Annotated in this window: 15 protein-coding genes; 11 read left to right on the top strand and 4 right to left on the bottom strand. The window is 61.0% G+C overall.

Annotated elements, in window-relative coordinates; translation table 11 throughout:
* Window positions 1-81: 81 nt before the first annotated feature.
* The 3 genes from AC1TXO_RS22480 to AC1TXO_RS22470 all read right to left on the bottom strand — a co-directional run bounded on the left by AC1TXO_RS22480 (window position 82) and on the right by AC1TXO_RS22470 (window position 6048).
* Entirely contained in the window at window positions 82-981 is a 900-nt protein-coding gene (locus AC1TXO_RS22480; protein ID WP_486403772.1) for a chemotaxis protein, read from the bottom strand.
* 100 nt (window positions 982-1081) lie between these two features.
* Window positions 1082-3091 carry an autotransporter outer membrane beta-barrel domain-containing protein gene (locus AC1TXO_RS22475; RefSeq protein ID WP_486403771.1) on the bottom strand — a complete coding sequence of 670 codons (2010 nt, stop codon included), beginning with the start codon at window positions 3089-3091 and terminating at the stop codon, window positions 1082-1084.
* Window positions 3092-3456: 365 nt separating this feature from the next.
* Window positions 3457-6048, bottom strand: a complete 2592-nt coding sequence (locus AC1TXO_RS22470; RefSeq protein WP_486403770.1) for an autotransporter outer membrane beta-barrel domain-containing protein — start codon at window positions 6046-6048, stop codon at window positions 3457-3459.
* Between the two features lie 255 nt (window positions 6049-6303).
* Between AC1TXO_RS22470 and AC1TXO_RS22465 the strand changes: the two genes are divergently transcribed.
* The gene (locus AC1TXO_RS22465; protein ID WP_486403769.1) at window positions 6304-8733 is read left to right on the top strand and encodes a hypothetical protein; all 2430 of its coding nucleotides are present in this window, start codon (window positions 6304-6306) and stop codon (window positions 8731-8733) included.
* Window positions 8734-8825: 92 nt separating this feature from the next.
* Here AC1TXO_RS22465 and norR read toward each other — a convergent pair whose 3' ends face one another.
* Window positions 8826-10379: a nitric oxide reductase transcriptional regulator NorR gene (norR, locus tag AC1TXO_RS22460; protein WP_486406888.1), complete on the bottom strand. Its 1554-nt coding sequence runs from the start codon at window positions 10377-10379 to the stop codon at window positions 8826-8828.
* 208 nt (window positions 10380-10587) lie between these two features.
* Here norR and hmpA point away from each other — a divergent pair, with 208 nt between their 5' ends.
* From hmpA to AC1TXO_RS22410, 10 genes are all read left to right on the top strand, one after another.
* Window positions 10588-11766, top strand: a complete 1179-nt coding sequence (hmpA, locus tag AC1TXO_RS22455) for an NO-inducible flavohemoprotein (protein WP_486403768.1) — start codon at window positions 10588-10590, stop codon at window positions 11764-11766.
* Window positions 11767-12122: 356 nt separating this feature from the next.
* On the top strand, window positions 12123-12629 hold the full coding sequence (locus AC1TXO_RS22450) for a disulfide bond formation protein B (protein ID WP_486403767.1): 507 nt from the start codon (window positions 12123-12125) through the stop codon (window positions 12627-12629).
* A gap of 556 nt (window positions 12630-13185) precedes the next feature.
* Entirely contained in the window at window positions 13186-14130 is a 945-nt protein-coding gene (cyoA, locus tag AC1TXO_RS22445) for a ubiquinol oxidase subunit II (RefSeq protein WP_486403766.1), read from the top strand.
* A gap of 3 nt (window positions 14131-14133) precedes the next feature.
* Window positions 14134-16152: a cytochrome o ubiquinol oxidase subunit I gene (cyoB, locus tag AC1TXO_RS22440; RefSeq protein WP_486403765.1), complete on the top strand. Its 2019-nt coding sequence runs from the start codon at window positions 14134-14136 to the stop codon at window positions 16150-16152.
* 3 nt (window positions 16153-16155) lie between these two features.
* A complete protein-coding gene (locus AC1TXO_RS22435) occupies window positions 16156-16779 on the top strand; it encodes a cytochrome o ubiquinol oxidase subunit III (protein ID WP_486403764.1) in 624 nt (207 codons plus the stop codon).
* A complete protein-coding gene (gene cyoD, locus AC1TXO_RS22430; protein WP_054892515.1) occupies window positions 16779-17111 on the top strand; it encodes a cytochrome o ubiquinol oxidase subunit IV in 333 nt (110 codons plus the stop codon). Before AC1TXO_RS22435 ends, cyoD begins: the two co-directional genes overlap by 1 nt.
* Before the next feature lie 11 nt (window positions 17112-17122).
* On the top strand, window positions 17123-18010 hold the full coding sequence (gene cyoE, locus AC1TXO_RS22425) for a heme o synthase (RefSeq protein ID WP_486403763.1): 888 nt from the start codon (window positions 17123-17125) through the stop codon (window positions 18008-18010).
* Between the two features lie 143 nt (window positions 18011-18153).
* Window positions 18154-19281 (top strand): hypothetical protein, encoded by a 1128-nt coding sequence (locus tag AC1TXO_RS22420; protein ID WP_486403762.1) that lies wholly within the window; start codon window positions 18154-18156, stop codon window positions 19279-19281.
* Window positions 19282-19431: 150 nt separating this feature from the next.
* Complete coding sequence (gene alaC / locus AC1TXO_RS22415) at window positions 19432-20640, top strand: alanine transaminase (protein WP_486403761.1); 1209 nt, start codon at window positions 19432-19434, stop codon at window positions 20638-20640.
* 192 nt (window positions 20641-20832) lie between these two features.
* Complete coding sequence (locus tag AC1TXO_RS22410; protein ID WP_486403760.1) at window positions 20833-21216, top strand: YkgJ family cysteine cluster protein; 384 nt, start codon at window positions 20833-20835, stop codon at window positions 21214-21216.
* Window positions 21217-21371 lie beyond the last annotated feature (155 nt).

Raw genomic sequence — 21371 nt, 5'->3', positions numbered from 1 at the left:
CGGCAATAAAACCTCGGAAGGGTAGGGATTATGCCCGAGTCCTACCCGCCATCAAGTGAAGGCATTTTGTCGCCAGATATATCAGCGCTCGGCGAAGCCCACGGTGCGCGCGGCGACTACCAGGCAATCGGTGAGTTCGGGCGACGAGAACTTGGTGAGGATCGCATTGGCCCCGGCGGCCTTGGCCTTTTCCGCGCTCATGGCGCTGTCCAGCGAGGTGTGCAGCAGCACGTAGAGGTGCTGGAAGTCGGGGGTTTCGCGCACGGTGCGGGTGAAGGCGTAGCCGTCCATTTCCGACATCTCGATGTCCGAGACCACGATGTTGATTTCCTGCGCGGTGCCCTGCAGTTCCAGCAGCACGTTGATCGCATCCTTGGCGCTGCGTGCGGTGTGGCACTCGATACCGAGGTGGCGCAGGGTGTGCACCGACTGCTGCAACGCGACCTGGCTGTCGTCCACCACCAGGATGTTGGCCGCCGCGAGCAGGCTGGCATCTTCCTCGCTGAGTTCTCCCGGCTGGGTTTCCGGCTCCGGCGGGGCGATGCCGTGGATGACTTTCTCGATGTCCAGTACCTGCACCAGGGTGTTGTCGACCCGGGTCACGCCGGTGATGAAGGAGCGGTTGCCCGAGCCATATGGCGGCGGCTTGATGTCGGTGCTCAGGCAATGGACGATGCGGCTCACCGCCTGCACGTGCAGGCCCTGGCGGGTGCGGCTGATGTCGGTGACGATCAGGCAGCCGCCGTCCGGGTCGGCCAATGGCCTTTCGCCGATCGCCCGCGACAGGTCGATGACCGACAGCGGGTTGCCGCGCAGGGTCGCCACGCCCTTGACGTGCGGGTGCGACTCGGGAAGCCGGGTCAGCGGCGGGCAGGGAATGATTTCGCTGACCTTGAGCAGGTTGATGGCCATCAGCTTGCCGCTGCGCAGGGTGAACAGCAGCAGGGACAGCGAGTCCGCGCGGGCATTGTGCGTGGCCATGGGCAACCTTCGGATATGTCTGGAAAGGAGAGATGCCGGGTTATCGGCGTTTGTCCGCCAGGCTTTAGGCAAAAAGAAGGGCCTTGCGGCCCTTCAGCGATTACCAGTTGTAACGGACCCCCAGGTTCAGGCCCCAGGGTTGTTCGATGTTCTTGCCCTTCATGTAGTCGAAGCCAGCCTGGACCTGCAGCACCTCGTTCAGTTGCGCCGAGACGCCGGTGCCCAGTTCGATCCGGCTGCCGGACAGATCGTTGTCGAATTTGTTGCCGTTGACCCGCACCGGGTTGCTGCGGGCGAACTCGTGAGCCGCGGCGACTTTCACGTAGGGCTGCACGAAGCCCCCCTCCTGCAGCGCGAAGGTGCGCCCGGCGTGGCTGCCGATCTTGCCCAGCAACGATCCGGCACTGCCGGCGCTGGCGCGCATGCCGTTGTCCAGGCTGTAGCTGGCGCCATCGACCCAGAGGGTGGAGACCTGGGTGTAGGGCTCGACGAACCATCCTTCGTCCAGCTTGAAGTGCTTGCCCGCTTCGAGGGTCGCGCCAAGGGCGTGGTTGTTGTAATCGCCCTTGGCCTTGCGCCCGTCGCTCATGCGTACATCAGAGCTGTTCTGCAAGCGGTTGGCCTTGACCAGGGCGTCGATGTACAGGCCATCGTCCGCCAGCCAGGTGCTGTAGGCGCCGATGTGGAAGCTGTCGACCTGACCCGAGGTGCCGCCGGACAGGTCCAGGTTCGAGCGGCTGTAACCGCCCATCAGGCCTAACAGCCATTGACCGTTGCCTGTCGACAACGGCCTGTCCGCACCAAAGGCGATGCCTTGCTGGACCTGGTCATAGGCTGCGCCCGCACCGGCCGCCACCTTGTACTTGTTGCCATAGCTGCGCAACCAGCCGCCGCCCTGGTCCTGGCCGTTGCGCAACTCACCCATGCGGCCGCGCAGGGTCGTCGACTCGCCATACCAGACGGTCGGGGCGGCACTGAACAGACCGGTGACCGAGCGGGTGCCCGGCGTCGTGGTGTCGCCCTTGCGGACCAGGAACCAGTCGTCCCCGCGCTGCTCCAGTTCGTAGGCGAAAGTACCGAAATCGACCTGCCCACCGATCAGGTCGAAGCGCGATGTACTGCCTTCGCCGGTGTGCACGACCTGATGAGCAGCCACGGCAGCGCTCGGATCGGTACCGGTGTTCTCCACCAGCAGGTGATGGTCGCCGCTGGCCTGGCCACTGACATCGACGAAGTCGCCGTGGCCGGTGCTCAGGTCGGCACCCAGCATGAAGGTGCCGGAGCCGGTCAACTCGCCCAGTTGCAGGTGGGTGAAGCCCGTGCTGCCTTCGGGGCCGCGCAGGTTTACCGTGCCGCCGGCCAGGTCCAGTCGACCGACGTCGGAGTCGCCGGTCAATGTCCAGGCCGAGGTGTCGTCCAGCGCAAGCGAAGTTGCGTTGCTGATAGTGCCGGTGAGGCTGGCGTGGTTGGCCAGGGCCAGGTCCAGCGTGCCGTCCTTGTCGACCCGAATGTCGCCAGTGAGCTGGCTGTTGTTGACCACCGCGCTGGCGCGAGCATCACCGACCACTTCGAGGATCACGCCGTTGCCGCCAACGAGTTGCGAGCCGTTATTGATCTCGATATGGGAGCGCTCATTGGAGGCAGCGGTTCTGATCACCTTGATGGCGCTGCCCTCGCGACCGACGGCACGCGACTGGTCCAGCACCAGTTTCGCGCCGATTTCGGCGGGGCCGGTACGGCTGGCGAACAGCACTATGCCGTTGTTGTCGCCCGAGACTACGCTATCGTTGCGAACGTGCGCCGTTGCGCCAGCGACCACGACTCCAGCTCCGCCAGTCACGGCCCCGCTGCCAGGGTGACCCGCCAGGCCTTCCACCTGTGTGTTGGAGAGGTCGAGGACGGCATCGCTGGTGACGTTGATGCCCCGGCCGTAGCCCGAGACGAAACTGTTGCTGATGCAGGCGGTAGAGGCCTGCTCGCTGCCGGTCAAATTGATCGCGAACACACTGGCATTCGGCTGTGCCGGGTCGTAGCTGGCAATGATCCTGGAACCGTCGATACGGGCGTGGCTATTGTGCAAGGTGATGGCCGTGATACCCGTTGTGTTCACCTGGCCACCATTGATGTTCACCCGGGACTGCCCGGTTGCGAAGACTCGTGCGGTGCTGCCTCCCGGCAGTACATTGAGTGTCGATCGATTCAGCAATTCATAGCGTTGGAGCGGCGTATCCCCTCTTACGACGTACTGGCTGTTGGGGGGCACTACGACCACAGGTTCAGCCAGGGGGGAGGCGGCAGCTGTCGTTACTCCAAAGGCGAGCAACGTTCGCGCGGTCAGGTGATTCATGGTTGTTCTCGATCAAATCAGGGGGGCGTGATTTGACCGAGATAACACCTGGTTTCATGTAGGAATTACCTGACGTGAATGCGGAAGTTTTCTTGCGTGAAGGCTTGGTGCCACTACCGGAGGAAATTTTACCAAGCCCATTGCACGCCGAAATTGACCCCCCAGGGCTGTTCGATATTCTTGCCATTGCTGTAGTCGACATTGCCATGCAGTTGCAGTACATCGCTCAACTGGGCGACGATGCCGGCACCGATTTCCCCGCGGCCGCCGGAGAGATCATCATGGAAGGTCGTGCGGTTGATCTTGATTTCGTTGTTTCGGGCGAATTCCCGTGCGGCAGCCAGCTTGACGTAAGGCTGCACGAAGCCGCTACCTTTGAGGGGAATGGTACGACCCACGTGGGTGCCCAGTTTGCCGAGCAACGAGTCGGCGCGGTTGTTGTCGGCTTGCAGGCCGTTGTCGAGCGAGTAGTGTTCACCCCCAACCCACAACGCCGAGGCCTGAAGGTATGGCTCGACGAACCAGCCATCGTCGAGCCCGATGTGTTTCCCGGCCTCCAGCGTGGCCCCCACCCCGTAGTTGCTGTAGTCACCGTCGGCCTTGGCACCATCGCTCATGCGGACATCGGCTTTGTTGTCGAAGCGGTTGGCCTTGATCGCGGCGTCGAGATAGTAGCCGCTGTCATTCAACCACGTGCTGTACAGGCCGACATAATAGCTGTCGACGCGTCCATTGCTGCCCAGGCGCATGTTGAGCTGCGAATTGCTGTAGCCTGCCATCACGCCCACCAGCCATTTGCCGCTATCGGTTGGCAGTGCAGTATCGAGGCCCAGTGATACACCCTGCTGGTTCTGCTCGTACCGCACCTGGTCAGCCGCCGAAACACGATACTTGTTGCCGTAGGTGCGAACCCAGAAGCCACCTTGATCATAGCCTTGTCGCAACTCCCCCATCCGGCTTCGCAAGGTGCTCATTTCCCCGTACCAGACCGTGGGTGCGGCACTGAACATGGCAATTGCAACCTGGGCGCTGGGGCTGATGACGGGTTTGGATGCATGAACCAGGTACCAGTCGTTCGCCTGTTTTTCCAGCATGTAGGAATAAGTACCGATGTCGGCCAAGCCTGTGACGCTGAGCAGGCTGAACTGTGCTGCACCGCCCCCGGTATGCACCAGCTGTTGAGCGAAGTCGCCAACTGCCAGATCGACACCTGTGTTGACGACATCCAGGCCGAAGCTGCCTTCAGCCATGCCTTCGATATTGACCAGGTCGCTCTGGCGCTCAGCCAGATCTACTCCCACGACGAAGGTTCCGGTGCCGTCGAGGGTGCTGGCGGTCAGGGTGCGATGGCCTGCATCGCCGCCGCGCAGGCTTACCATGCCGTCGCGCAGGCTCAAGGTGCCGACGTTGGAATCATTGACCATGTCGAACCTGGAACGCGTCTCGATGTGGGTACTGCTGGCATGGCTGACAGTGCCGGTCAATTGGGAACCGTTGGTCAGGGCAAGGGTACCTGCCATAGCAGGATTCTGAATGATATCGCCTGCCATCCGGCTGCGGTCGAGGGTCACGCTGGCGGCGTGGCTGATCGATCCTGTCAGGGAGGAGCCGTTCGCGAGCGCGATGGCGGTCGTGCTTCCCGGCAGCGAGGTGACATTGCCACTCAAGTTGCTGGAGTCCATGGTCAGGCTGCTGATGTTGTTGACGTTGCCGCGCAGCGTGGAGCCGCCCGTCATGCCCAGCGTCGACGTCGATCCTGCGGGTTCGTTGATCGTGCCGTTGAGCGTGCTGGCATCCAGGAGTATGTTGCGCACATTGTTCAGGGTGCCGTCGAGCACTGCACCGTTGTTCATGGAAAGATCAGCCACGGCGCCACTGGCGACCTGGATATCACCGGACAGCGTGCTGGCCCCGATCACGATGTTCGCCTGCGCAGCACGATCGGCGGGATCTGTGGCAAAGCCGACTTCGATCAGGTTGCCATTGGCCGAAGTCAGCTTTGAATCGTTGAGAATCTCGATTTGTGCCTGCATGGCGTAGCGGCCCAGGTTGCTCACCACGATCGCACTTCCGGTCATCGATTCGAGCGTCGAATGATCCAGCACCAGCCGAGGCGTTCCGCTGCCGGGGGAATTGGAGAACAGCCCGGCCCCCCAGTTGCTGCCGGTGGCACTGGTGTCTATCAGGATCGCTTCCCCGCCCACCATCGAGACACCAAGGCCGCTGCCTGCGATCGAAGCGCCGACGGCGCCTTGCGCAGTAATGGTCGAGCCGACGACGGTGGCCGTGCTCCCTCCCGCTACGTTCAGCCCGCGACCGGCCGCGCTTATGGTGGAGTTTTCCACCCGTACGCGCGATCCCTGAATGCTCTCGTCGATGCCCCTGACCACCGACAGTCCGACATTGGCGTTGGATGTCAGTGTCGAGTTTCGAATTGTGCCTTGGCTTTCGGACATGACCACCGCCCGAAGGTTGTTACCTGTGACCGTGGCGCCGTCCAGCGTAATGGTCGAACCCGGATTGGCATTGATCGCGAGTGACTGACCACCAGGCTCTATGGTCAGGGTGGCGGCATCGAGGTTCCAGCGTTCCGCAGGTGCACCGGCCTGCACGGTGGCGCTGCTTCCCGGTGAGAGATCGGCAGCATTGACATATCCGGATAAAACTCCACAGGTCGCCAGCATGAAGGTTGTGCAGAAATAGCCGGATCCATTGCCCATTGGATGAAACTCCTTTGAAAGATGGCGCGTAATACTCCCGAATAACGGGCTCCTGATCGGCAGATCAAGAGTGGTTTTGCGTCGTCAATGTATAGAGAAAATCCAAACGTGGGCACCTGTTAAAAATGCTAGGTTACGACCCATTCTGAAATCACTAGTATCGAGCGGTGGCTGACGTTGCAGCCAGGTCATCGGGGAGGACGTTCCAAGTTCGCCTGATGCGATATTGATGAGGTGAATGTTTCGGAGGTTGTAATGGGAACTTCCTTTAAACCATCTGGTGCTCGTGCGTCCGGTCAACGCCAGGCCTTGGGGCCCCCCGTTGTTCCTGTGCGTGATGACGTAAAATTCATCATTCCTATTCGACATCTGGAAAATGATCTGTTGGTTGAAGTGCCTAGGGGGGCGGAATTCAAGGATTCACTATCCATCCAGTTGTATATCAACAATGATTTTGATGAAAAGAGCAACTGGAGAGGGGATCCAATTGATCTTGCCGACTACGATCTCACGGACCCGTCGCTCACAAAGTTCTCGATGCATTACAGTAAGAGTCAGTTTCCAGCTGACGGCACCGATGTGACCGAATCGCTGAACTATTTCCTGTTCGATACCGACTCGGAAAGTTACGAGGCTGGAGGGACCGCGATCCCCGTCCGTTTCGACCGCCTGGCGGCAGGTGGGGAAGAACTGCCGATTATTTATTTTACGCCAGAACAACTCACTGGCATCACCAGCAGCCATTTGGATACAGATGGAAAACTCAACATCTCCGTTTCCCCTTATTATCTGGCCGAAGACCAGGATAGTATTGAGATGTGGATCGGCGACTCACGGACCACTGGCACATACCTGCAGCCGCCTTTCCCCGTCTCGGATCCGACCAGGCAGATACCCACCAACTACACACGTCAGCAACTCGATGCTGCAGGCGATGCGCGCACGCTGTTCTTCGGCTACCGGGTAACCGATCTGGCCGGCAACATAAGCCGAATGTCGAACCTGGTGGCCATCCCGGTGTTCATCAACTTGCCCGATCTCGGGGCACCGGTCGTTCCCGCTGCAGAAGCCAAAGGCCTGGTCACCTATAACGATGCCAATCCACTACTTGCCGTCGAAATTCCTCGTTACACCGGCGCAGCCGTCGGGGATCTGATCGTCGTATCCTGGGCAGGTACTGAAGGTCCGTCCTACCGGTTGACCCAAGCAGACATCGACCGTGATCCTCTGCAACCGATGACCTCGATCGACGTACCTTTCGCCCTGGTCGCTCTGGGCGGTAACGGTAGCGTAAAGGCGTCTTATGAAATGCGCCGGGCCAACAACCCATCTGTTCCATCACCTGAGGCCGACGTACCGGTCAATCTCACCACACCGGGCGGGCCGGATCCGGACCCCGATCCAGATAAACCCGAGCACGGTAACATCAAGATGCCGTCGGTTCTGGTTGGGACAAGCCCGATGAACACGATTTCCCCCGCCGATTTCGGCAAGGATGGTGTTGCGACCACCTATCGCCAAGGTAACGACCTGGCGCCTATCTGGCTGGTAGACGATGTGATTCAAATGCACTGGGGTACGGTTTCCAATCCTGAGATCGCGTCTCGTACCGTGACGGCGAGCAATGAGGGGGCCAATATCGATGTGACGATCCCCTTCGACGATGTGATCGAGGCAGTGGGCGTCGGACAAATCGCGATGTACTTCACCGTCACCCGACAGTTGCCTGTGCCGGCGCCAGGAACCGGGACCGTACCGGTAACGGTCAAGTCCCAGGTTCAGACCGTCAATGTTTCATCTTCGGACGCCTTGCCGGGTGATGGAGGACCATTGCGTCTTGCAAGCTTCCCTGAAGCGAACGCGCGCAACATCATTACCCTGGCGGTAGGCACCAGGGGTACCTTCTTCCGTATCCCGCTTGACGGCGTCACGAACATTGATCTTGCGAAGAATCCACGTGTCAGCTACGAGTTTGTCGGCGTGACCAGTGGCGACGCTGGTGTACCCTCGGGCGACCCCATCGAGCAGTCTCGGATCAGCGGCGTGGACGTGCCTCTGACGCAGCAGCACCTCACACAGGAATACGTTGACGTGCTACTGCCTTATGCCAGGACCTACTTCATTTGCCGTAACGGTGCCACGGTCGACTATTCGCTTGCCAATGATATGGGACGTAACAGTAATACCGCACAGGCATTCGTGCGCTTTGCCATGAATCGGGCAGGAGGTACCTGTGACCTTCCCACCCAGAAAACTCATTCTGGGATGCTTGGCACAGGTTTGTTGAGTCTGCCGACGCGGCAGGCTTGCAACTCGAACACTACGAGTGCACCCGTGCTGCCACCGATTGCATTCACGCAGGAGCAGCGTGACGGGATCAGTGACGAACATCTGGAACGGGGGGTGTTGGTCTCGTCGGTCAGTCCTTATGGTGGTATGAAACGGGACGATCTTGTCGAGCCTTGGGTGGGCACTTCGACACAAGTGGATTCAGGGCATTACCTGGAGTCCACAAGTACCGTAGGCAATCCAGGGTCCGTGACGCCGATCACTTTCACGCGTGCTGACCTGCTGGCGACCGGTAATCGGACCCGGCTGTTCTTCGGTTATCGGGTAACCAGTAGCGATGGGACTATCAGTGATTTGTCCGCACTGGTTCCGATCATGGTGAATCTGTCGGAGTAAAGGGCACATACGCATGACGGTTGGGGGGCGCAAGCCCCCTTTCCTGTTAACGCTTTCGGCCCTGACGCTGTTCACCAGATCGCGCCTCTGGCTCAGCGAACGTTCAATCGACGTGCCAGCCGACTCAGGTTGGCACGGTCGATCCCCAATTCGCGTGCCACCGCAGCCCAATTGTCTCCGTGACGCAGCAGGCAGTTCTCGATGAGTGAGCGCTGGTAATCGTCCACTGCCTGGCGCAGACCGCCTTCAGCAATTGACGGCGTTTGCATCTGCACAAGGGGGGGCGATGAGGCTGTGGCCTGGGACGCAATCTGCAGGTCCAGATCCTCGGCATCGAGTGTGAGTATGCGCGGGCGTCGAGGATGTCGGCCGAGCGCCTTCAGCGCGCAACGGCCAATGAGGTGTTCCAGTTCGCGGACATTGCCTGGCCAGTCGTAGGCCAGTAACGCTGCCTGCGCCGCACTGCTCAGGCGCAGGCTGTCGAGCCCCAGTCTCGAGCGATTCTGCTCGAGGAAGAAGCCTGCCAGCAGCAGCACGTCGCGTCCGCGTTCACGCAGCGGTGGCACCTGCAGTGGATAGACGCTGAGGCGGTGGTAAAGATCGGCCCGGAAGTGGCCGTTGCGTACCTCGCTGGCGAGGTCCCGGTTGGTCGCGGCTATCAGGCGTACATCCACCTTGTGCTCGTGGTCCGAGCCCAGCCGCTGCAATTGACCGCTCTGCAACACCCGTAGCAGCTTGGCTTGCACCGACAGCGGCAACTCGCCGACTTCATCGAGAAACAGCGTTGCGCCATGGGCCAGTTCGAACTTGCCACGCCGCTCGCCGTGGGCGCCGGTGAAGGCCCCTTTGACATGACCGAACAGCTCGCTTTCCACCAGCGTATCAGGCAAGGCGGCGCAGTTGAGGCTGACCATGGGTTTGTCCGCGCGCTTGCTGGCCTGATGCAGCGCCAGTGCGACCAGTTCCTTGCCGACTCCAGTCTCGCCGGTGATCAGTACGGTCAGATCGCTGCCTGCCACCAGGCGGATTTCGTCCAGCAGGTGGGTGTGCACGGGGCTTTGGCCAATCAGTTCCCTGTGCTGGTCGGTGGCCTGGCGATAGCTCTCGGCGCGCTGCTGCTCGTTCTCCACGCGCAAGGCGAGGTTCTCGATGCGCTCGGCCACGGTCACGGTTGCTGCAGCCAGGCTGGCAAAGGCCTGCAAGGCATCGAGCTCAAGGCTCTGGAACTGGCCAGGGGTGAGGGCGTCCAGGGTCAGCAGCCCCCAGGGGCGTTCATCGACCATCAGTGGGCAGCCCATGCAGTCGTGCACGTGCAGGTCGGTGTCGATGGCATTGACCAGGCCGTCGTAAGGGTCGGGCAACGCCGAGTCGCTGGCAAAGCGCGTCGGTTCCGGGCGGCCCAGGAGTATCTCGAAGCGCGGATGCTCGCTGACCTTGAAGCGTCGCCCCAGGGTATCTGTCGACAGGCCATCGACTGCCAGCGGCACCAGCCATTCACCGTCCAGGCGCAGCAACGCAGCGGCGTCGCATGGCAACAGGCTGCGCATGGCTTGCAGCAGGCGGCGATAGCGTTCCCGGTCGGGCAGGTCGCGAGACAGGTCGCTGACCAGGGGGAGGAGGGCGGTGAGCAACGGTTTGGCGAGCATGTGGGCATTCCAGGGCGGCGTCGTTATCAGTTCGCTGGCCAAATTTTTGGTCATTATGACTCGGTTTGTCAATTTGACTCGAAGCAAGTGTTTGTCAATTTGACTCTATAGATTTCTAAGTCATTGATTTTATTGGGGTTAAATGTTGGCATTGTAATTGCGATGCTCTGGGCAACCATTCGAAGCCCAAGGCTCAGGAGTCACTGCAATGCTCAATGCCGAACAACGTGCAATCATCAAGGCCACCGTCCCGCTGCTCGAAAGTGGTGGCGAGGCGCTGACCACCCATTTCTACAAGATGATGCTCAGCGAATACCCGCAGGTGCGTCCGCTGTTCAACCAGGCGCACCAGGCCAGTGGCGACCAGCCGCGCGCCCTGGCCAACGGCGTGCTGATGTACGCCCGGCACATCGACCAGCTGGAGCAACTGGGCGGCCTGGTGGGCCAGATCATCAACAAGCACGTCGCCCTGCAGATCCTGCCGGAACACTATCCCATCGTCGGCAGCTGCCTGCTGCGCGCCATCGAGGAAGTGCTGGGCAAGGACATCGCCACTGCGCAAGTGATCGCTGCCTGGGGCGCAGCCTATGGCCAGTTGGCCGATATCCTCATCGGCGCCGAAGAAGGGCTGTACAAGGCCAAGGAGAGCGCTGCCGGTGGCTGGCGCGGCGGCCGCGAGTTCCGTGTGGTGCGGCGTGAGCAGGAGAGCAGCGAGATCGTCTCGTTCTACTTCGCGCCGGTCGATGGCAAGCCGGTACTCAAGGCCGAGCCGGGGCAGTACATCGGCCTGCAACTGTTCATCGACGGCGCCGAGCAGCGCCGCAACTATTCGCTCTCGGCGCTGTGCGATGGCCAGCAGTACCGTATCAGCGTCAAGCGCGAGGCCGGCGGCAAGGTCTCGAACCACCTGCATGACCAGTTGCAGGTCGGCGACACCCTCACGCTGTTCCCACCCTCGGGCGATTTCACCCTGGCCGCCAGCGACAAGCCGCTGGTGCTGATCAGCGGTGGCGTCGGCATCACCCCGACCCTGGCGATGCTCGAGGCGGCGTTGCAGACCGGGCGTGCGGTGCATTTCATCCACTGCGCGCGCAATGGCGCGGTGCACGCGTTCCGTGACTGGATCGACGCGTTGGCGCAGAAGCACCCGCAACTGCAGCGCTTCTACTGCTACGCCGAGGACGACGGCAGCCGTGACGCCCATGCGGTGGGCATGCTTAGCCAGGACCTGCTGGCCGAGTGGCTGCCGCGTGAGCGTGACGTCGATGCCTACTTCCTCGGGCCGAAAGGGTTCATGGCGGCGATTCGTCGTCATCTCAAGGGCCTGGGTGTACCCGATGCGCAGAGCCGCTACGAGTTCTTCGGGCCGGCCTCGGCCCTGGAGTGACCGGCTGACCGGACCGGCCGGCTCGCGGGCAGCGCAGCTCCCGCGCAGGCCGGTCGGTACCTATATAAAGGAAGGATGAACGCCAGCGCGCAGCTTTCATCTTTAATCCTCCTTTAATCACTGTATCCTTCACTCCCAGGTGTCGAGGGGCTGGTCCCTGCGCGATACCCGGGCAGCCGCTTTTTTTTTACCGGCCGAGGTTGAACCGAAGTCGGCAATGCCGGTCACAGCATCTCCGGATAGCCCTGCGCAGTGCTTTTCGCCGCTTCCTCGACACGCTGAAAGCTCATCCCTGCGTGTAGACTTGCGCCCAGGCAGGCGGAACACGCGGCCACTATCCATCGAAGGAATCGGCAATGAACGAACAAACCCTGCGCCTGAATCGGGAACGGCGCTTTCTGGTGCTGCTGGGAGTGATCTGTCTCTCCCTGATCGGCGGTGCGCTGTACATGCAGGTGGTACTCGGCGAGGCGCCTTGCCCGCTGTGCATCCTGCAGCGCTACGCCTTGTTGCTGATCGCGCTGTTCGCGTTCATCGCCGCCGCCATGCCGGGGCGACGCAGCCTGACCTTCTTCGAGGCGCTGGTGGTGCTCAGTGCAATTGGCGGAATCGTTGCGGCCGGCAACCATGTGTATATACTCGCCAACCCTGCTGTCAGTTGCGGCATCGATGTGCTGCAACCGATCGTCGACGACCTGCCGCTGGCGCGGGTCTGGCCGCTGGCGTTCCAGGTCGATGGTTTCTGCACCACGCCGTACCCGCCGATCCTGGGCCTGTCGCTGGCGCAATGGGCGTTGGTGGCATTCGTCCTCACCGCCATCCTGGTGCCGCTGGGCATCTATCGGAATCGGCGCCGGGCTTAGACAAAAGTCCCGATTTGATGCAGGTCTATTGCACGGTGAGATAACCGGCAAAATCTTCCCCCCGACTGATCTCGGTCAACCTCCGGCCCTTGCGTGGCAAGGGCTGCAAGGCTATCAAGCCGGGTGCGACAAACTGTCGCGAAGTTGATTTTTCAGGCAGGATTATTACAAATCCTGTAAAAGACTGTTGCTCAATAAGTCATAGTCAAGGGGGGGCGACCTATCTACAATCGCCCCCAATTTCCGTTCGGCACTGCTTGCGAGTCGCAGGATTGAAGGAAGCCCCAGCGCTCCTTTTGCTGACTTCGACAAGTTTCGCCCAACGGCGATCCGGGCGGACACCCCTCCGCGTTTTCCCGCACCAAATGGAATTGGTCTGAAGTACAGGCCTTTAGCCTAAGAAAACCCCAAGCTCGTCCAGTCGCTCAACGCCCAGATCCAGCAGTCGGATCCCAGGCAGGAGCGGGTTCGAGCTCGAAATGCTAACGCTTGGCAGGACGAAGTGTTGGCGAACAAAACACATTGCATTGAAGCAAGCTGATCTAGAGGTCGTGAGATGAGTAAAAAGCGTTACCCCAGACTGTTTGGCATATTGCCCTTTTTAGGCATGCTTTTACTCAGTGGGTGCAACTGGACCCTGCTCGACCCGAAGGGCCAGGTCGGCATTGAGCAAAAGAACCTGATCCTCATCGCCACCGGCCTGATGCTGCTGGTCGTGGTGCCAGTCATCATCATGACCCTGGTCTTCGCCTGGAAGTACCGTGCTTCCAACAAGGCTGCCACCTACACCCCCGACTGGTCGCACTCGACCAAGATCGAAGCTGCGGTGTGGATCATCCCGATCCTGATCATCATCGCCCTGGGCTACGTCACCTACCACTCCACCCACAAGCTCGACCCTTATCGTCCGCTGGATTCCGATGTGAAGCCGGTGCAGATCGACGTGGTCGCCCTGGACTGGAAATGGCTGTTCATCTACCCGGAGCAGGGCATTGCCACGGTCAACAAGATCGTCTTCCCGGCTAACACCCCGGTCAACTTCCGCGTGACCTCCGACGCCGTGATGAACTCGTTCTTCATCCCTGCGCTGGGCGGCCAGATCTACGCGATGGCCGGCATGACCACCAAGCTGCACCTGATCGCCAACGAAAACGGCGAGTTCGACGGTATCTCCGCGAACTACAGCGGTGCCGGCTTCACCGGTATGAAATTCAAGGCAACCGCCACTTCGCAAGCCGACTTCGATGCATGGGTCGCTGAAGTGAAGGCTTCGCCGAAGAAGCTGGACAAGGCCGAATACGACGCCTTGGCCAAACCAAGCGAAAACAACCCAGTCGTGCTGTACAGCGAGGCTTCGCCTGACCAGTTCCAGCTCATCGTCGACAAGTACGAGGGCATGAACCGTGGTCGTCCGAGCCACGAAGAAGCAGGCAGCAAAGACCTGGCCACTACCAAGGGTGTGGAATCGAGTATGCAACCAGCTGCCGGTGCAGAGGAGTAAGAGATGTTCGGTAAATTAAGCCTGGAGGCGATACCCTATCACGAGCCGATAGTCATGGTGACGATTGCCATGATCGCGCTCGGGGGCCTCGCCGTCGTTGGTGCCATCACCTATTTCCGCAAGTGGTCCTACCTGTGGACCGAGTGGTTGACCACCGTCGACCACAAGAAGATCGGGGTGATGTACATCATCGTCGCGATGGTCATGCTGCTGCGCGGCTTCGCCGACGCCATCATGATGCGTACCCAGCTGGCTGCCGCCACCGGCGGCTCCGAAGGCTACCTGCCGCCTGAACACTATGACCAGATCTTCACCGCCCACGGTGTGATCATGATCATCTTCATGGCGATGCCGTTCTTCACCGGCCTGATGAACCTGGCCCTGCCTCTGCAGATCGGTGCACGTGACGTTGCCTTCCCGTTCCTGAACTCCCTGAGCTTCTACCTGCTGCTGGCAGGTGTGCTGCTGGTCAACATCTCCCTGGGCGTCGGCGAGTTCGCCAAGACCGGTTGGGTTGCCTATCCGCCACTTTCCGGGATCGAGTACAGCCCTGGCGTCGGGGTCGACTACTACATCTGGGCGCTACAGCTATCAGGCCTGGGTACGACACTGACAGGCGTGAACTTCCTCGTCACCGTGCTGAAAATGCGCGCGCCTGGCATGAAGCTGATGGACATGCCGATCTTCACCTGGACCTGCACCTGGGCCAACGTGCTGATCGTCGCTTCCTTCCCGATCCTGACCGCCGCACTCGCCCTGCTGACCGTTGACCGTTATCTGGACTTCCATATCTTCACCAACGAGCTTGGTGGGAACCCGATGATGTACGTCAACCTGTTCTGGGCATGGGGTCACCCTGAGGTCTACATCCTGATCCTGCCGGCCTTCGGTGTGTTCTCGGAAGTCACCTCGACCTTCTCCAGCAAGCGTCTGTTCGGCCACCATGCGATGATCTATGCATCGGGTGCGATCGCCGTACTGGGCTTCGCGGTCTGGCTGCACCACTTCTTCACCATGGGTGCCGGCGCCAGCGTCAACACCTTCTTCGGCCTGGCGACGATGCTGATCTCCATCCCGACCGGTGTGAAGCTGTTCAACTGGCTGTTCACCATGTACCAGGGTCGCGTGCGCTTCACCCCGCCGATGCTCTGGACCCTGGGCTTCATGGTCACCTTCTCCATCGGTGGCATGACCGGCGTACTGCTGGCCGTTCCAGGTGCTGACTTCGTTCTGCACAACAGCCTGTTCGTGATCGCCCACTTCCACAACGTGATCATCGGCGGCGCGGTGTTCGGCTACATCGCCGGCTTCGCCTTCTGGTTCCCGAAAGCCTTCGGTTTCACCCTCAACGAGAAGTGGGGCAAGGCGGCATTCTGGTTCTGGCTGTCCGGTTTCTACGTGGCCTTCATGCCGCTGTACGCACTGGGCTTCATGGGCATGACCCGTCGTCTGAACCACTCCGACAACCCACTGTGGGAACCCTACCTGTACGTGGCCGTGGTCGGTGCGGTGCTGATCCTGTTCGGTATCGCCTGCCAGCTGATCCAGCTGTACGTATCGGTTCGCGACCGCAACCAGAACCTGGACGTCACCGGCGATCCATGGGGTGGCCGTACCCTGGAATGGTCGACTTCGTCGCCACCTCCGTTCTACAACTTCGCCCACATGCCCGAGAAAGTCGGCCTGGACGCCTGGCAAGAAGCCAAGGAAGCCGGTGTCGCCTACAAGGTGCCGGCCAAGTACGAAGCGATCCACATGCCGAACAACACCTCGACCGGTCTGTTCATGGGTCTGTTCCTGACCATCTTCGGCTTCGCTTTCATCTGGCACATCTGGTGGCTGGTGGGCGCGAGCCTGGTGGCAACCATCGCGGTCTTCGTTCGCCACGCTGCGCGTGACGACCAGGGCTACATGGTTCCTGCCGAAGAAGTGGCGCGCATCGAAGGCGAACGCCAGCGGGCTCTGCAGCTTGCCGGTGTACCTACCGGTGGCGCACGTGTCGAAACCTTTGAACGGGTGTAATCAATGTCCAGTCAAGTAATTCACGGCGATGCTCATGGTCACGACCATGGGCACGACGATCACCACCACGACTCGGGCCAGATGACCGTCTTCGGTTTCTGGCTGTACCTGATGACCGACTGCATCCTGTTTGCGTCGCTCTTCGCCACTTACGCGGTGCTGTCCGGCAGTTTTGCCGGCGGCCCGTCGGGTCACGACATCTTCCAGCTCGACTTCGTGCTGGTCGAAACCGCGTTCCTGCTGCTGTCCTCGATCACCTTCGGCTTCGCCATGCTGAAGATGTTCGCCGGCAACAAGACAGGCGTACTGGGCTGGTTGGCAGTGACCTTCCTGTTCGGTGCCGGCTTCATCGCGATGGAAATCTACGAGTTCCATCACCTGATCGTTGAAGGCTACGGCCCGCAGCGCAGTGGCTTCCTGTCGGCGTTCTTCGCGCTGGTCGGTACCCACGGTCTGCACGTGACCTCGGGTCTGATCTGGATGGCCATCCTGATGTACCAGATCAACAAGCACGGCATCACGCCGACTGCCAAGACCCGCATGAGCTGCCTGAGCCTGTTCTGGCACTTCCTGGACGTGGTCTGGATCTGCGTCTTCACCGTCGTCTACCTGCTGGGGGTTCTGTAATGGCTAACGCACACGACACTCACCACGAAGGTAACCACGGCAGCGTGAAGTCCTACATGATCGGCTTCATCCTGTCGATCATCCTGACCGCGATTCCGTTCGGCCTGGTGATGTACCCGACCCTGCCGAAGAACCTGACCGTCCTGATCGTGGTGGCCATGGCCGTCATCCAGGTCGTGGTGCACCTGGTGTACTTCCTGCACATGGACCGCTCGAAAGAGCAGCGCTCCACTGTCTCGACGTTCCTGTTCACCGCTCTGGTAATCGCACTGCTGGTAGGCCTGTCGCTGTGGATCATGTTCAGCATCCACTACGAAATGTTGGCCAAGTGAGGTAAGACTGCATGTCCGTGAAGCACTTTATCCAAATCACCAAACCGGGGATCATTTTCGGTAACGTGCTTTCCGTGGCAGGCGGGTTCTTCCTTGCCGCGAAGGGCCATGTGGACTTCGCCCTGTTCCTGGCGGTGGTGGTAGGTACTTCGCTGGTGGTGGCATCCGGTTGCGTGTTCAACAACTGCATCGACCGTGACATCGACCAGAAGATGGAACGTACCAAGAACCGCGTCATGGTTCAGGGCGGCATGCCGCTGCCCCTCGCACTGATCTACGCCACCCTGCTCGGGGTGGTGGGTTTCAGCCTGCTGTACGTCCAGGCCAACCCGCTGTCGGCGTTCTGCGCGCTGATTGGCTTCGTGGTCTACGTCGGCTTCTACAGCCTGTGGCTCAAGCGCAAATCGGTGCACGGCACCCTGGTCGGCAGCCTGTCCGGTGCCATGCCTCCGGTGATCGGCTACTGCGCAGTGAGCAACAGCTTCGACCTGGCAGCGGTCACGCTGCTGGTGATGTTCAGCCTGTGGCAGATGCCGCACAGCTTTGCCATCGCCATCTTCCGCTTCAAGGACTACAGCGCCGCCAACATCCCGGTCCTGCCGGTGGCGCGCGGTATCCTGGCGGCGAAGAAGCAGATCGTGCTGTACGTACTGGCCTTCGTGCTCGCCACGCTGATGCTGACACTCGGCGGTTATGCCGGGCTGGGCTACCTGGCCGTGGCTGCTGCCATGGGCCTGTACTGGCTGTACATGGCCTGGGGCGGCTACAAGGCCGAGGACGACAGCAAGTGGGCACGCAAGGTGTTCGGTTTCTCCATCCTCACCGTCACCGCCCTGAGCGTGATGATGTCGGTGGACAGCCAGACCGCTGCCGATGTGCTGATGACCTACGCACGCTGAAACCTCCGTATCAAACGAAATGCCCCGGCCCTGGTCGGGGCATTTTCGTTTTCGCAGCAGGTGTTGCGTGGCACTCCTTCCGCCTGTGTGCACCTCTTCGAAGCCTCTACCTTGGCCTCTCCATCAAATCCGAGGGTCATGGCATGAGTGTCTTCACAGCCTATTTCTGCGGTACCGGCTCGCACCGCTTCGACGAGAACAACCCCAACTTCTGGAATGGCGAACTGGTTTCGACACTGGCCGGCAACGACCAGGGGCGTGAGTTCGCCCAGTGGATCGCGGTCGACGGTCCGGGCAGCGGCAACCTTCAGGACGATCAGCTGTTCGTCGAACCAGGCGGCTACTTCAACTGGACAGGGCAATTGTTCGGGCGTGGTTGGGAAGAGAACGTGGCGCACGTCCAGCAGGTGATCAAGGGCAAGAGCAACTGGTCGCGCACCAAGCTTTCCGAGGAGGAGTACCAGAGGCTCAGGCGCGCCGGTGTGAACATCCCGGATGCCAGCGCCACGGCCTCGTGGTTCTGGCGCTCCTACGACTACGGCAACCGCGTGCCGACCCCGCAGCAGTTGCAGGAACAGATCATCAACCAGTTCCGCAAGCCACGTATCCCGACCCAGGTCAACCTGGTCGGCTGGAGCCGCGGTGGGATCAGTTGCCACATGCTGGCCAACGCCATGGCTGCCGACCCGGAGCTGCGCCATATCCCGGTCAACATCTTCGCCATCGATCCTGTGCCTGGCCTGGGCAATGCACAGGAGCAGCGGGTGACCTTGGGCGCGAACGTCAAGGAATACGTCGGGTTCTATTCCCGCGACGAGCGTTCCAAGGGCTTTGCCTGCGTGATTCCATCGGTTGCACGGGGAACGCGCAAGAGCATCTTCCCGATGCCAGGCCGCCACGCGACGCTGGTGGGCAACGCTTCGGCCGATGGCGCCGGCAGTGGCAAGGTCCTGGCCGAGCCCGGACTGATCGTGCGTCACTTCGCTGAGGTCTGCCTGACCCGCTGGGGGGTGAAACTGGCCCAGTGCGTGAATCTGAGTGACAAGCAACTGATGAGCTATCACCAGTCGATCGACAGGGATGACGCCAAGTACAAGGCCATGCGCAGCAAATCCTATACCGTCGTGACCGAAGGCTCGGTGCAGGAGCGGACCGTGCATCGTGGTACCAGGAGCATGGAGTTCAGCCAGGTGCGTGGTGAGCATCTGCAGCCCAGCGATGGATTGAGCATCCAGCGCTTCGATCTGAACGTCTACAAGGCGCTGCGCTGAGGCCCGGCGGCTCCCGCCGCGTCTTGCGGTGGGAGCCGCCTGTTGCGGTGCTTTACAACCAATAGCCAATCGGTCTATGTTTCGCCTCGGCCACCGCAGTGGCCAACGTCGCTCGGACGGTTCCGGGCGCTTACGTATTCCGAGGAAAGCATGGCCAACCCAGGTTCGCCGCGCCGCTTTGCGCGCATCGATCGTCTCCCCCCGTACGTCTTCAACATCACTGCCGAACTCAAGATGGCCGCCCGCCGCCGTGGCGAAGACATCATCGACCTGAGCATGGGCAATCCCGATGGCGCCACGCCCCCGCATATCGTCGAGAAACTGGTTCAGGTCGCTCAGCGCGAAGACACCCATGGCTATTCGACCTCGCGCGGTATTCCACGCCTGCGCCGGGCCATTTCGAACTGGTACAGGGAGCGCTACGAGGTCGATATCGATCCCGACAGCGAAGCCATCGTCACCATCGGCTCGAAAGAGGGCCTGGCGCACCTGATGCTCGCTACCCTCGATCATGGCGACACGGTGCTGGTCCCCAACCCCAGCTACCCGATCCACATCTACGGCGCGGTGATTGCCGGCGCCCAGGTCCGTTCCGTGCCGCTGGTGCCGGGGGTGGACTTCTTCAACGAGCTGGAGCGGGCGATCCGCGAATCGATCCCCAAGCCGAAGATGATGATCCTGGGCTTCCCGTCCAACCCGACCGCCCAGTGCGTGGAGCTGGATTTCTTCGAGCGCGTGGTGGCCCTGGCCAAGCAGTACGATGTACTGGTGGTGCACGACCTGGCCTATGCCGACATCGTCTACGACGGCTGGAAGGCGCCGTCGATCATGCAGGTGCCGGGGGCCAAGGATATCGCGGTGGAGTTCTTCACCCTGTCCAAGAGCTACAACATGGCCGGCTGGCGGATCGGCTTCATGGTCGGCAACCCCGAACTGGTCAGCGCCCTGGCACGGATCAAGAGCTACCACGACTACGGCACTTTCACGCCGTTGCAGGTCGCGGCGATCGCTGCACTGGAAGGCGACCAGCAGTGCGTGCGCGACATCGCGGAACAGTACCGTCAGCGTCGCAACCTGCTGGTCAAGGGCCTGCACGAACTGGGCTGGATGGTCGAGAACCCCAAGGCCTCGATGTACGTCTGGGCCAAGATCCCCGAAGCCTACGCCCATCTCGGCTCGCTCGAGTTCTCCAAGAAGCTGCTGGCTGAGGCCAAGGTGTGCGTGTCGCCGGGCATCGGGTTTGGCGATTATGGCGATGACCATGTGCGCTTCGCCCTGATCGAGAACCAGGACCGGATCCGCCAGGCGATACGCGGTATCCGCCAGATGTTCCGCGCCGATGGCCTGAGCAGCAGGTAAACGTCGATCCGCAAGCGGCTTGCGACGGCAGGCTGCTTGTGGCTTTTTCCGGCGGCCTGGCCTTCGCCACGAGAGGGCCGCGACCGGCGGCCATGTTTTTTTCATTTCCCCTCTATCCAGCCGCTCGCGCTTGGATTAAAAATGGCGCCGCGAGCGCCCGCTCGACAACAACAACTTCCCTCCCTGGCCATCATGTCCGAACAGAACCCTTGCCTGACCTGCGGCGCCTGCTGCGGCTACTTTCGTGTGTCCTTCTTCTGGGGCGAATGCCAGTCTTCGGGCGGGCTCGTGCCTGACGACCTGGTCGTGCAGATCAACCCCACCCGCGTGGCCATGATCGGCACCGATGCCAAGCCCTGCCGCTGCATCAGCCTGGAGGGCGAGATCGGCTCCCAGGTGGCGTGCACCATCTACGAGAACCGCTCCAGCCCCTGCCGTGAGTTCGAGGCCTCGTGGGAACACGGGGTGCACAATCCCAGCTGTGATGACGCCCGTGCAGCCTATGGCCTGCCACCGCTGACACCGCCTGGCGCCAACGAGCCGCATTGGCCCGACGATGGGGCAGAAGTCGCCTGAACGGCCAAACACATCAGGTTTCGCCCAGCGGACATGACCGTTCGTCGGTTGGATCCAAGCGACACCCTTCTGCAGCCCGCGAATTACGTGCTGCCTAGAAAAAGTATTAACACCATTTGACCGTCCCCGCGACACCCCATGCCTGCTCGCCAGCG

Source organism: Pseudomonas sp. FA117, assembly GCF_057370475.1.
The sequence above is the reverse complement of the archived record's forward strand: the minus strand, read 5'-3'. Positions and strand labels throughout refer to the sequence as shown.